This is a genomic window from Nannocystis bainbridge, from assembly GCF_028368995.1.
In the GTDB taxonomy this organism is placed as follows: Bacteria; Myxococcota_A; Polyangia; order Nannocystales; family Nannocystaceae; genus Nannocystis; species Nannocystis bainbridge.
In genome coordinates, this window is the sequence record NZ_JAQNDL010000003.1 from 1,755,277 (window position 1) to 1,768,546 (window position 13,270).

Annotated in this window: 8 protein-coding genes; 3 read left to right on the forward strand and 5 right to left on the reverse strand. The window is 68.3% G+C overall.

Annotated features, from left to right (window positions below; genetic code table 11):
• Positions 1-239: 239 nt before the first annotated feature.
• From POL25_RS32225 to POL25_RS32235, 3 genes are read right to left on the reverse strand one after another with little or no spacing between them, the layout of a single operon-like run.
• Positions 240-1,001 (reverse strand): transporter family protein, encoded by a 762-nt coding sequence (locus tag POL25_RS32225; protein ID WP_272090121.1) that lies wholly within the window; start codon positions 999-1,001, stop codon positions 240-242.
• A 24-nt stretch (positions 1,002-1,025) separates the two neighbouring features.
• Positions 1,026-1,517 carry a DUF421 domain-containing protein gene (locus POL25_RS32230; protein WP_272090122.1) on the reverse strand — a complete coding sequence of 164 codons (492 nt, stop codon included), beginning with the start codon at positions 1,515-1,517 and terminating at the stop codon, positions 1,026-1,028.
• Positions 1,518-1,532: 15 nt separating this feature from the next.
• Positions 1,533-2,042, reverse strand: coding sequence for a hypothetical protein (locus tag POL25_RS32235; protein ID WP_272090123.1), 510 nt, complete (start codon positions 2,040-2,042; stop codon positions 1,533-1,535).
• Positions 2,043-2,472: 430 nt separating this feature from the next.
• On the opposite strand from POL25_RS32235, the gene POL25_RS32240 reads away from it, so the two are divergent.
• Positions 2,473-3,354 carry an MBL fold metallo-hydrolase gene (locus tag POL25_RS32240; protein ID WP_373372121.1) on the forward strand — a complete coding sequence of 294 codons (882 nt, stop codon included), beginning with the start codon at positions 2,473-2,475 and terminating at the stop codon, positions 3,352-3,354.
• Positions 3,355-3,716: 362 nt separating this feature from the next.
• On the opposite strand, the gene POL25_RS32245 is transcribed toward POL25_RS32240, so the two are convergent.
• Both POL25_RS32245 and POL25_RS32250 read right to left on the reverse strand, forming a co-directional pair.
• Positions 3,717-7,877: an SUMF1/EgtB/PvdO family nonheme iron enzyme gene (locus POL25_RS32245; protein WP_272090125.1), complete on the reverse strand. Its 4,161-nt coding sequence runs from the start codon at positions 7,875-7,877 to the stop codon at positions 3,717-3,719.
• Between the two features lie 453 nt (positions 7,878-8,330).
• Positions 8,331-10,595, reverse strand: coding sequence for an MYXO-CTERM sorting domain-containing protein (locus POL25_RS32250; protein ID WP_272090126.1), 2,265 nt, complete (start codon positions 10,593-10,595; stop codon positions 8,331-8,333).
• A gap of 507 nt (positions 10,596-11,102) precedes the next feature.
• Here POL25_RS32250 and POL25_RS32255 point away from each other — a divergent pair.
• Both POL25_RS32255 and POL25_RS32260 read left to right on the forward strand, forming a co-directional pair.
• Positions 11,103-11,645: an EF-hand domain-containing protein gene (locus POL25_RS32255; protein WP_272090127.1), complete on the forward strand. Its 543-nt coding sequence runs from the start codon at positions 11,103-11,105 to the stop codon at positions 11,643-11,645.
• Positions 11,646-12,038: 393 nt separating this feature from the next.
• On the forward strand, positions 12,039-13,190 hold the full coding sequence (locus tag POL25_RS32260) for an STAS domain-containing protein (protein WP_272090128.1): 1,152 nt from the start codon (positions 12,039-12,041) through the stop codon (positions 13,188-13,190).
• The last annotated feature ends 80 nt before the right edge of the window (positions 13,191-13,270 follow it).

Below are 13,270 nucleotides of genomic sequence, written 5' to 3' on the forward strand. Positions count from 1 at the left end.
GGCAGAACGCGGCGCAAGGGCGACCATGCGAGGAGGAGGCTAGGCCGAGGCGGTCTGAGCCGCAAGCGCGATGGGCGAGCGGTCGCGCACTCCGTCAGCCGGCGAGCGCCGCGCAGGTCGCGAATCGCGGCAGTCGTGGTCCGCGCCCACCACCGTGTCATCGCGCGACCACCGACGGATCATGGACGACTCGCGTCGTGGATCCAGGAGCCACGCGACCTCCACGCGCCACCCTCATCTCAGCGCCCACCGAACCGCACCGACAGCCCCGCGAGGATCGCCACCACCAGCGTGCGACGGGCGCGACCGACCAGCACGCCGGCGTCGAGCGCCACGCGTGGGTGCAGGTGGACCATCAAGCCGCCGTCGCCCGCGAGCTCGGCGAGCTCGGTGTGGGGGAAATCGAGGCGGGCGTACGCCTCGCCCCACAGGCGCAGGCGCTGGTCGGCGAGGGTGCGCGCGACGGACACTGCGAACAGGTCGCTGATCTCGCAGCAACGTCCGGTATCCGCGGGGGCCGTCTTGACGCCGGCGTTGACGCTGAAATTCCACTCGCCGGGTTCGACGGTCAGCAGCAGCACCAGCGCCGGCAGCGGGGCCCAGAACGACGCCGGACCGAGCGGCGGCACCGGCAGCAATTGTGGCTGGAGCCCGAACGAAGTCTTCGTGCGGCTGTCGCGTTCGACCAGCAGGATCTTCGCCCCGATCGAGATCTCTTGCTGCTGCCGGACCGCCGCCTGCCCGAGGCCCCAGCGCACCGGATCGCCGTCGAACACGCGCAGCTCGACCCGCTCGTGCAGGCCGATGCGGACCACCAGCGGCGTCGCTACCAGGAACTCGTCATGATCGGCGCGGCCGTACACCTGCGCATCGACGCCAGCCTCGATCTGGACCGCGCCGCGCGGCACCGTCGCGGTCGAATTCGTGATCGTGGGCCGGTCGGGGTCGACGCGGCGCGCTTCGTCGTCGCCCGCGAGCAGGGCCCAGAGCGTGAGCCACACAATGAACATAGTCTGCCCTCGCGGTCAGCCGCCGCCGACCGAGCTCGAGCTCTCGCCGCTCGCGTGGCCGCCCGCGCCTTCGCGCGGGATCACCGAAAGCTTGCCGTCGGTCTCGAGCACCACCCAGCGCACCTGGGCCAGCTCGTAGAGGCCCACCTTGCGCATCTCGGTGAAGATCTCGTCGGGCGAGATGCGCTCCTTGTTCATGTTCTCGGCCAAAAATCGCCCGTCGCTGACCAGCAGGGTCGGCGAGCTCGAGATCGCCGTCTCGAGCGGGCGCACGTGGTGCATCAGCAGCGAGACCACGAACACCAGCGAGAACAGCGTCGTCGTGCCGACGATCGCGTTCGTCAGCGACGGGTCGTCGCGCACCAGCGCCGGTGACACGATCTCGGGGACGATGAGCAGCGTGACCAGCTCGGCCGGCGACAGCTGGCCGAACTCCCGCTTGCCGAGGATCCGCAGGCCGGCGATGATGACCGTGTAGAGGATGACGATGCGAATGACGGTTTCCATGCGGCCTCCTCGCATTCACGGCAACACGGTCAGGTGGACCGGCAGCTCGGCCAGCGCCGCCTCGCCGGCCCGCACGCGCACCGCCCCGGTGAGCGCGCCGGCGGCGGTGCTGCGATAATCGAGGGTGACCGCGCGGGTCGCCCCCGGCGCCATGTCGCCGAGCGGGACCACGTACCAGTCGCCGTCGATCCGGGCCAGCGGCGGCTGAAACGACGGCCGCGCCACCGCCTCGAGCAGGCCGCGGCTGAACTCGGCCTGCGCGCGCGTCAGCGGCCCCGACGTACGATTGACGACGGTGACGCGCAGGTGGCCCCAGTCCTCGAGGTGCTCACGCGGCGCGAACTCCACCGCCAGCCCGACCCCTCGCAGATCGATCTCCTCGCGCTGGCGCGGCCCGCCGAGCAGACCCAGCGCGGCCACGATCGGCACTGCGAACATCAGCGGCAACAACAACCATTGCTCGCGGTGGAATTGCAGGCGCCGATCGATCTCCGGCGGCGACGGCGGACGGTCGTGCGCTCGCATGCACGCCGTGGGTTGCACGCAATCGGAGTCGCGGCCAATCGATCCGGTGTGATTCGCCGCGACCCGACGATGCAGCCGCAAACTTCCTTTTAAAAGGGGAGCCCTGCGAGGCGCAGGCGCAGAATGCGCGGTTTCGCGCTCCTTCTGAATTGGGCGATCGCATGCCCCGGGAATCGGCGCATTCGGCGCCACTCCGCAGAAATCATCACACCCTCGAATCGACGCCGAGCCCGCTCTCGTCGCAAATGTCCAGGGTATTTCCTCGTCATCGAATCATCATACCGGCCTCGACCGATTCGCGGCGGTCGCCGCCTGCGCCGACGCGGGCGCGCGGACGCCACCTCTGCTCCGGCGGCGCCTCCTGCTCCAGAGGTTCGCCTCGAGGTTGCCGCCTCGACCCTCGCCGTCAACCTGAGCGACGGAGGCCGCCTTGCGCATTCATCACCTCAACTGTGGAACCATGTGCCCCTGGGGCGGGCGGCTGATGGGGAAGCCCGCCGACGAGCCCGGCCCGGCCCGGCTGACCTGCCACTGTCTGCTGCTCGAGACGGACCGCGGCCTGGTCCTCGTCGACACCGGCCTCGGCCTCGAGGACATCCGGGACCCGGTGCCTCGCCTCAGCCGCTTCTTCGTCGGCATGATGCGGCCCCGCTTCGACGAGCACGAGACGGCGGTGCGGCAGGTCGAGCGCCTCGGCTTCTCGCGCGGCGACGTGCGCCACATCCTCCTGACCCACCTGGACTTCGACCACGCCGGCGGGCTCGCCGACTTCCCGCACGCCCAGGTACATCTGCTCGCCGACGAGGCTCACGCCGCCCAGCGGCGGGCCAGCCCGCTCGCCCGCGGCCGCTACCGCCCGCAGCAGTGGGGGACGGCCGGCGCGTGGCAGACCTACGCGCCGAGCGAGGGCGAGGAGTGGCTCGGCTTCGCGTGCGTGCGAGCGCTGGTGGGCCTGCCGCCGGAGATCTTGCTGGTCCCGCTGGTCGGCCACACCGAGGGCCACGCGGGCGTGGCGGTGCACACCGACGAAGGCTGGCTGCTGCACGCCGGCGACGCGTACTTCTACCGCGGCGAGCTGAACGCCGAGCACCCGCGCTGCCCGGTCGGGCTGCGCGCCTACCAGACGATGATGGAGGTCGACCGACGAGCCCGCCTCGCCAATCAACAGCGCCTGCGCGACCTGGTGTATCAGCACGGCGAGGCGGTCCGCGTGCTGTGTGCCCACGACCCGGTCGAGTTCGAGACCTGGGCCGCCCGCAGCCCGTACGGCCAATCCCCGCACCCGCGCGCGCCCGACCTCGGCGCGGGCTGAGCCGGCGGTCTCGCAAAACGTCCTTTGTGACATGTTATTAAAAGCACGCTACAAAGGACGTTTTGCGCAAAGGGCCATAAGCGTCGAGTCGGCACCCCCGAGCCCACAGCGGGCGACCGCCGCCCCCGGCAGTCCACCGCACGAGCACAGGCGCCCGAGCGCCCCGCTCGCGTTCGCCAGCTTCGCCGTCGACGGTCCGCAGCTCAAACGCAGGCGTGGGCGATGGGAACCTCGCCACGGGGCCAGCCTTATGTCGTTAGCGTCTGGCGCGCTGCGCCGTGACGCCGGTTACCTTAGACCTACAAGAGGACCTCAGTCGTGCGAATCGTCGAGGACCTCACGCGACCGAGGTGGATCCTTATTCAATGGTTGGCCAGCACAGCGGCTACGCGAAAACCGCGATTGTTGGAGTAACTCCAGAACACATCTCCGCTTCGCGTAGCGGCCGCTCGCGCTTTGTCGAGGGCCCACCCCCCACCGCGCAGCGCCCGCTCCTCAGTCCTCCGGTGTTTGACAACCGGGTCGACGCTCCTTTGACCCGAACGCCCCTCGTACGCCTTCGCCTCCCAATCGTCGAGGCACCACTCCCAAACGTTTCCGATCAGGTCGAGATGTCCGAAGGGCCCCCGCCCGGCCGGGCACGAACCAACCGGCGCGGTCGTCAGAGGCCCGTCGTACTTTCGGCCAAAAACAGCCCGGCTGGCCTCCGGCTTGTCGTTTCCCCACGGATAGCGTCGCCCGTCTGTGCTCCTTGCTGCGAACTCCCACTGTGCCTCGCTGGGCAACTGCACCCGCACTCCAGCGGTAACTAGCGCCGGGTGGGTCGATAACCAAGCGCAGAACTTGATCGCGTCGTCCCAACTTACCGTCACGACCGGTCGCGTGTCGCCAGCGTACCGCTCGTCTCGCCACATTTGCGGCTCCGAATGCCCCCGGTTCGCTGCGAGGAACGCTCCATACTGCGCGTTCGTCACAGGCGTTTCGGCGAGCCAGTACGGCGAGACCTGTACCCAGTGTATAGGATCAGCTACTCCCTTTTCGGCTATCCCCTTCTCCCCCATCTCGAACGGTCCCCCCGGTAACCACAGGAAGCGAATCCCCGTCACAGGCTCGATGAACGGCTCGTTGACGACAATGCCTCGCCCTCTGCGCGGCTGCGCCCGAGCGAGCCACCGCTGCAACTCGCTGAGCCCGTCTCGCCGCTGCAGATTGATGAGCGTCGCTCCGGGCGGCAACTGCGCGGCCACTGTACTCTTCGGCAGCACCACGCAGGCGACAGCCTTTTCTGCATCGGCGAACAGCGACATACAACTGGCGGCTGCCTCCGTCGCCCATGCTGGCCCCGTCTGGTCGCACAGTGCAGCCACGCCACACCCGGCAGCCAATGCCATGTCTAGTTCACTCTGCAGGTCAAGTGCGTCTAGGAGCTGTCCCTTTCTGTCCTTCCAGACAGACACTCCGTTCCCTGTAAGCTGCAGCGCAAGCGATTCCGCCGTACGCCGTTGTGTCGCCGTAAACACCAGTACCAGCGCCCGCCCCTCACCTGGCGCCTCCTCGCAGAGTTGCCCCGCAAGCACCCGGACGGTCTCATCCGTTGTCGTTGCGAGTTCTTGCTTCGCCGCGTCGCTTACGCGCGGGTCGCCCGAGAACTTCCGCAACAGGCGCAGAAGCGTTACCCTTTCACTCGCAGGGATTTTCTCGTGAAGCCGTGTGATGAGCGGCTCTGGGTCGGCTTCGGCAGCTTCTTCGAGCAGGTCCCCGACTAGGCCGCCATGCACTTCTCGCGCTGGTGAGCGTAAGACTCGTTGAAGTAGCGGCGCATACACTGAGCGACCTGGCAAAGCCACCAGCAGCCGAGTTACCTCGATCCACCACGTGTCGTCTCCTCTGTCGAGATGCCGAACGAGCATGTCGAGCGGCAGTTCGGTCGTCTCGTCGTCGCGCTTCTCTCCGACCGCGGCGATGTGCGCTGCTGCAAGAAACTCTTGCACCCCGAGGTGAAAGAACCCGAAGTGCTCTGCCGCGAACTCCTTCAGCACTCCCGCGCCGCGGTACAGCCATTCCACTACCGCGAGCCCGTTGTTGCCCGGCTTGCCGAGCGCTCGCAATCGCTGATTTATATGCAGCGCCAGCTTTGCCCGCACCCACGCGTCTCGCTCACCCGACCGGTGCAGCTCGAACGCCAGGGAACGCAGCACCGCCATCGCAGAGTCGAAATCAAGCGGCGCTATCTGCTGTTTCGATTGCCCCCAGCGCAAGAGAAGGACTCGTAGGCACTCCTCGTAATAGGCGGCGCGGTTGCGCGGCATCTCGCGCCCCTGGTTGACGATCACGCATAGCAGGGTCAACAGCAGTGGTGTGCTGACCATTACTTTAAGCCGCTGACTCGAGAACCCTGGGCTCTCGATCGCGGCGATCAATCCCCCCGCTCGTGCCGCGGCCTCGACCGCCGAAACCGATGTCATCACGCGCCCAGCTTCCTCGAACCACAGCTGCACCAATGTTCGAACCTGCTCGGGGCTGAGCGGCCGCAGGTCGAGCCGTGCGAAACGCTTGTCGAGTCGTACATCTTTGCGATAACCGGCGTGGCGGCACGACACCACGGCGCGCACATCCACGGCCTCGGAACCGCTGAGTTGAACCATGAGCTGCTTGCATAGTTCTGCTCGCAGCGCCTCGTCGGCGATCTCATCGAGCCCGTCCGCTAGCAGGAGCAGGCGCCCGTGTCGCCACAGCTCGGCGCCAAGCGCCGCCGGCAGTTCGCCGCCCGAACGCTCGACGAGTTCGTCGGAGAGCCATCCCGCGAGCGACTGCCCGACCCGGTCCGTGTGGAAGCGGCGCAGCCGGAGCGCCACCGGCACCACACCATCCCGCAGCCCCAGCGCCTTGCCGCCTTCGCGCACGCACCGGTGCAGCAACTTGTGCAACGCCGTCGTCTTGCCCGACCCCGGTGACCCCAGAATTAGTGCGTGCGGCGTCTCGAGCTTTTGGAAGAGCGCGTCGACCTCGAACTCACAGCAGGCTAGCGCCTCGTGTGCGAGTTCGGCGCGCTCTTGTGGCGCCCTTCGGGTCCACGTACCGTCAACGCTGCGATCGCCCCGTCGACCAGACGACTTGCGCTCATGCTCGCTATGTGCCTTCGGTCGTCGCCGGCCCTCCTGCAGGTCTATATCTCCCGACCCGAATGCATCGTGCTCAGCATTCGCCAGCGTTTGCACGCGCAGCGGCACGTACACCGAGTCGAGGTCGAGCTGCATGTCGCCGCCGCCGACACCGATCAGCTCGACCCCTTGCCTTTGTCGCAAGAGCCATGTCCGATACGCCAGAATTGCCGCTGGCTCGCCGACGCTAGCAGCGGCCGGGCTCACCGCGATCGGCCCCGACGATCGCGGTGGTACATAGGCTCTGCCGTCGCCTTTGCGCAGCAAAACCCCACCTGCATCGTTCCAGTGGAAGAAGGGGTCGCGCTCGAACGCCCCGACTCCGTCCCCCTTGCGCAGCCACCTCAACGGCCATGCCCGTAGGTCCCCAGTACTTTCGAGCTGCCCCCACGTATAGCCGAAGAGCCGCGACTCGTGCTTAGTGCCGTACTGTTCGAGGCCGAACAGCGACGGTGCCTGATAGAAGCAGCGTGGCGCACCGCCAAAGTGCGCCAGGTTTACTGCGCCGGCCTCGTGCATGTGCCCGTGGAGGCAGGCGACGAAGCGATCGCCAGGGTAGATGCTCCCATCGAAGTCCTGCCGGCTTGACTTCGACAGCCAGTTCCGCGGATGGTGCATGAGCAGCAGCGCCCGGTGTACCGAGGTGAGTGCCGTCAGCGGCGAGTGCCCTGCAGTCCGCGGCAGCGACGCCTGAAACTGCTCAACTGGCACCGCCAGTTTCTCCGCGTAATCGCCGCTATGGACCTGCAACCACGCCGAGTTGAGTCCGATGACTCCCAGCGGAAACCGACCCGGCAGCGCCACTTGCAGCCAGAAATCACCGGGAAAAAATGACGCGTGTAGCTTCACCCCTGGTCGAATGGCCTGCGGTTTGACATAATGGTCGAACCATTCGACATAGTTCGCAAACAGAGGTTTAATGAACGACGCATCCGATGCCTCCCAAAGATCGTCCATCACTGCCGCAACATCCGGATCTCCACGACCCAGCTCGTAGTCGCGGAGCACGCGATACGTCAATGCCTCGCGCTTGACTGGTCGCGCCAGATCGTGATTGCCTGGCACCGGCACGATGAGCGGCGGCAGGCCATCCTCGGCTCTCGGCAACTTCGCTAGGAGCGACTCGAGAAACTGTGTTAGCTGTTCGAACTCCTCACGCGCACCGCGGTTCGTCAGGTCACCTGTCAAGAGGACCATATCTGGTGCCCCGAGCCTGCCGAGCTCGATGTCGAGGCTGCGCCAGAAATCTTCGAGCACTTGCCACCACTGGGCCTCTCCGCGCCCCCCGACATGCAAGTCCGATAGGTGCAGCCACCGTATCGGTCGCGCGCCGACCGCCGGCACCGAGTTCGTGGGGTTCACTTGCGCTCCTTCCAATGAGAAAGGCCCCGCTGTTCCGGGTTGTTGAAGGGCCCAGACAAAAATGCGTGGAGGGGATCCCCGTTCATGTTCGCCCCATGATCGCCGATGGCCTCTGCGCCAACAAGCCCTGCGAGGTGCGGGTTCTGGGGCAGCGCACAGTTCTCACAGGGCCTGCACCTCCGCGGAGCCGGCGCCGAAGAACCTCCGAAACCCGAAGCCGGACGACCAGCGTCAACTGCGCGAGACTTGGGCGTGGTAGGGGTCAGTTCGGATCTCTTCGTCGACTTTTGCACGCCATCAGGGCCGAGCGCCGCGGTCTTGGCCGCCGCCCGAGCGCGCCCGCTCGCGTTCGTCAGCGCCGCCACCGGTCCACCACACGAGCACCCCCGCCGCTTCTCGCGCAGACGCTCGAGAGCCGAGCCTCCGCCCGAGAGCCAAGCCTCCGCGCGTTCGTCAGCGACGTCGCCGGCGCCCGAGCGCCAGCAGCACCAGCGACCCGAACGCCAGCCCCTGCGCTGGATCTCCGGTGCGGCAGCCGCAGCCGCCCTCGCTGTTCGTGCCGCCGGTCCCGCTGTCCGAGCCCTCGCCGGTGTCGCCCGTCGAAGCCGAGCCTTGCGTCGCCCCGGTGCCGCCCGGCCCCCCGCCGGTCCCGCCGGTGGTCGGCGCCTCGCCCGTGGTCGCGTCGGTGCCCCCGCTCGTATCGCCGCCCGTGCCCTCGGTCCCCTCGGTCCCGGCGGTGGTCGGATCGTCGGTGTCGCTGCTGCCGCTGTCACTGTCGGTCTCGCCGCTCATCGACTCCCACTTCTTGGCCCGGATCACCCGCGTGATCGCCACGTCCGGGCTGCGCGGGTCGTCGTCGGCGATGACGACGCGGATCCAGTGGGCCTCCTCGTCCGGCATCACGAACGCGAGGTCGAGTCCGGCGCCCGCCGGCGCGCCGTCGACTGTCCACGCGATCGTCACAGGATCGTCGTCGGCGTCGATCGCCTCGACGTGGAGCCCGACGACGTCGCCGACGTCGGCGAACGGCGCCGGCTCGGACGGCGTCAATGCGGTGACCTCGGGCGGAGCGTTGGCGACGGTCACGTCGACGAGGACATACGCATAATCGACGAGCTTGCCGTCGCTGACGCGCACGCGCACCAGCTGCACACCGGGCGCGGTCGGCACGTAGTCGGCGAGCGCGGCGGCGGCGTCGTCGAACTCGCCGTCGAGGTCGAGGTCCCAGGCGTAGGTGAGCGCGGCCTGCGGGTCGAAATGCGCGGTCTGGGCGGTGAGCTGGACCGGCTCGCCGACCTTGCCCGGCGCCGGCGCGGCGACGGTCAGCTTCGGCCCGGGCCGCAGCACCCCGGCCTCGTTCTCGGCGATCGCCGCGTCGGCCTGGGCCACGAGGTCGAGCAAAGCTGGCTTGAAGGCCAGGTAGCTGCCGCGCGCCCGCTCGACCAGCGCGCCGTAGGTCAGGTCGTCGTCGACCGGCGCCCAGCCCTGCATCACCGCCACCGCCTCGGCGATCTCCGTGTCCGACAGCCCGAACGAGCGCAGGAAGGCGGTGTCGCCGGCCGACGGCCCGCCGTCCTTGAAGCCCTGCAGCGCGGCGTTGAAGCTGTCCTTGGCGTAGCCGGCGTCGGCGATCCCGGCGCCGACGAGGTGAGCCTCGAAGGCGTCGGCCGCGGCCACCAGCCGCTCGCCCGCGGCGATCGCCAGCTCGGCGTAGGCCTTGACCTTCTCCGACTGGATCAGCATCCCGAGGCCGTTGCCGGCCGCGAACGCGCCCTGGGCCTTCTCCATGCTCGGCACCAGCGAGGTGTACGCGGCGCTCTGCAGCGCGATCAGGTTGGCGAGCTCGACCTGCCCGCGCGCGAACGGGTGCTCGGCGCCCGGCGTGGCCGGGAACCCGAGCCCCACGATCTCGCCGACGTCGAGCGCCACCGGGGCCGCAAAATCCGGGTCCGGCGGGTCGGCGATGATGGCGTAGAACTTCTTCTCGAGCGAGTCGGCGATCCCGTTCAAGATCTTGTTGCCGATCGTGATCACCGCCGAGTTGTACGAGGTCGGACAGTCGGTCCCGGTCGCGTTGCAGTAGATGCCGAGCAGCCCGCCCGCGATCCCGCCGCCCTGACCGAAGCCGATCGACCAGTCGACCACCGTCGAGATCGAATCGATCGCCGCCAGCGTCGAGGTGAGGATACGGATCCCCAGCGCCATCTCGACGCCCTTGACCGCCTCGGCCTTGATCATCGTCGGATCGACGCTGTAGACCAGCGGCGCGGTGCTGACGGTGAAGGCGAGGCCGGTCCGCAGGTCCTTGCCCGGATCGAACGGCGCGCCGTCGTCGAGCCAAAACGGGTGATTGTCGATCACGAACTCGTACTGCCCGCTCTTGAGCGGCGGCAACCACACGTACTCGTCGATGAAGCCGCCGGCGCCGAGCGTGGCGATGATGTAGTTGGGCGCGCCGGAGGCGTCGGCGAACGGGCTCGCGCTGCCGAGCGGGATGACGTAGATGTACGCCTCGGCGAAGATCTTGCTCGGCGGGACATAGTCGAGGTCACCCGTGACGCACACCGCGTCGCCCTTGTTGTAGACGTTGGTAAAGTCGAGGTTGCAGTCGGAAGCGACGACCTGCTGCGCCGCGGCCCCGCGCGGGACGACGAGGCCCGCCGCAGCGACGAGGATCGTCATGCAGGTCGAAAGACAGGAGATCCGGCGAGAGGACATGGAAGCACCTTAGCCATTCACCCGAGGCGAAGGCGCGCACGCACCGGACGATCGACGGCCTGTTCCGCGCAGCGACGCGAAAATTCATGAAGTCCCAGTCGGACGACAGAGCACGACGGCCATCCGCGCGCACGTTCCTGTCGACCGCGAAAGCCACCCAGGCTGCCTGTGCGGATAGCTGCTCGTTTCGCCGCGAGCGTTGACGAACGACACGCCGGTCCGGTCGACGCCCTGAAGATTCACTCCTCGGCGAGGTGCTCGCAGGCGGATGGCCGCGGGCTCACGAGGCATTCGATCCGAAAGACTGCAGATTGCCACCACGACGACAAGCTGCAGTGGATGCAGGTACCGGGCTCTGCTGCTCCGCTGTGGTGATCCCTCGCACCTTTCCAAACCACTTGCGGCGATCGATGAGATGCTGTACTGCGGTCACCGCGCGCCCCATGTCGAGGCGGGTTCGATACGCGAGCCCGACTCGGGTCAAATCAAACGAGTAGAGGTCTTGTCATGACGATGGATCTGCAGGTCAAGAAGTTCAATTACGTGTTCACATGGTTCGACCAGAACCGCGACGGATGGCTCACCCGAGACGACTTCGAGAAGATCGCTGAGGTCTTCACCGCGGTGGCTGACGAGGACGACCACAAGAACAAGGCAGCCATGACGAGGGCCTTCATGCACTGGTGGGACCTCCTGCTGGCGGCCAGCGATGGCACGCCGGGCGAGAAGATCGGGAATGCAGAATTCCTCCGCATCATGCACTCCAGCATCATCGCCCCGCAAAACTTCGAGAACGCCGTGGGCGGCATCGCCGACGGGCTCATCGCGGCCCTCGACCGCGACGGCAATGGCAGCCTCTCGCGAGAAGAATACGTGCGCATGTACGACGCGCTGGGCGTGCCCCCGACGACCTCGACCGAAGCGTTCAAACGGCTCGATCGCGACGGCAGCGGAGAGATCAGCTATGCCGAGTTCCGGCAGGCGATCGTCGAATTCTACCTGAGCGTGGATCCGAACGCGCCGGGCAACTGGCTGCTCGGCGCCACGTGATACGGCGCTGCTGGCACCGAGCACGGTCAGCCCCCGCTCGGTGATGCGCTCGAGCGCGTTCGCTTCCCGACGAGCACCGTCGCCGGGCGCGCGCGTGTCCGCCTCACGCTCGATGAAGCGCTCACGTATTCGGCGTTCGCCCCCGTCATACATCCTGGATCACTGCGACGAATCCTCGACCGTGTGACCGCGAGCCAATCGCATGACCGCGATCTCCCTCGACCTGGAGTTCATCGCGTGTCCGGCTCGCAGCATCACGCAAGCGGACAGGCGTTCGGGCCGGCGGGAGCGGGTCCGCGGCCACACCTGCGCCCTCGCAGCGCAACGCGCGCCCCCACGCATCCTACGACCTCGGCAACGCCGCGGGGATATGCCAGGGTTTCGGCCTCGCGCATGGACCTCGACCCGACGCCCTGCACTCCTGCCGACCTGCTCGTCCTCGACCGGCTGCGCACGCCGACGTGGATCGTCGAGCTCCCTCAGGCCGCGCGGTGGTGGTGCAACCGCGCCGGCCTGGCGACCTGGAACTCGCCCTCGCTCGCCGAGTGGATCGGTCGCAACGCCCTGCATCCCCCGTCGGCGGCCACCCTGACGCGCATGGAGAGCCTGCGCCGCCGCTTCGAGCGCGGCGAGGTCGCCACCGAGCGCTGGACCTTTTATCCCGACGGCGCCGGGCCCGTCGTCGCCGAGTGCCGCGCCTCGGGCATCTTCATCGCCGACGGCCGCGACCAGCCCGCGCGCCTGGCGATGTTGGTCGAGGCGCGCCCGCTCGCCGCCGAGGAGATCCACCCCGCCGAGCGCCGCGGCTACGAGGCGCTGCGCAACATCGGCGAGCTCGTCTCGTACTACGCCACGAGCGGCGAGGCGCTGCTGCGCAACCCGGCGGCGATCCGCGCCCTCGGCGATTCCATCGGCCCCGGCGAGGCCCACGATCAGCTGCTCGCCGGCTTCGCCGACCCGGCCCAGGTCGCGGAGATCCGCGCCAGCGTGGCCGCCGGCGCCGTCTGGCGCAACGACGCCAGGATCCGCACCACCGGCGGCGAGCGCTGGTACGACACCGAAGCCCGCGCCGTGCTCGACCCCGTCACCGGCAACCCCGGCGTGCTCGTCACCCAGCGCGACATCGCCGAGCGCCGCGCCCACGTCGAGGAGCTCGAGCGCAGCCGCGAGCTCCTGGCCGCCCAGGCCGAGGAGCTGCGCAACCTCGCCGCGCCGGTGATCCGCGTCGGCGACGGCGTGCTCGCGCTGCCGCTGATCGGCAAGCTCGACCGCGAGCGCGTCGAGGTCGCCCTCGCGGCGCTGATGGAGCGCACCGCCGCCGAGCGGACCGCCCGCGTGGTCCTCGACCTCACCGGCGCCGCCGACGTCGACGACGCCGCCGCCGAGGGCCTGCTCCGCCTGGTCCGCGTGCTCCGCCTCCAGGGCATCGCCCCGGCCCTCAGCGGGATCCACCCCCGCCTCGTCCACGCGATCCTCGCCGCCAGCCTCGACCTCGGCGCCGTGCCCTGCTTCCAGACCCTCGAGCACGCGCTGCGCGCGAGGTGACGTTCCGACAGCTGTCCGCGCGGCGCAGCCGACGCTCGGGCCCGATTCGTCGATACCGGGGCCTCGCAAATCACGCGACC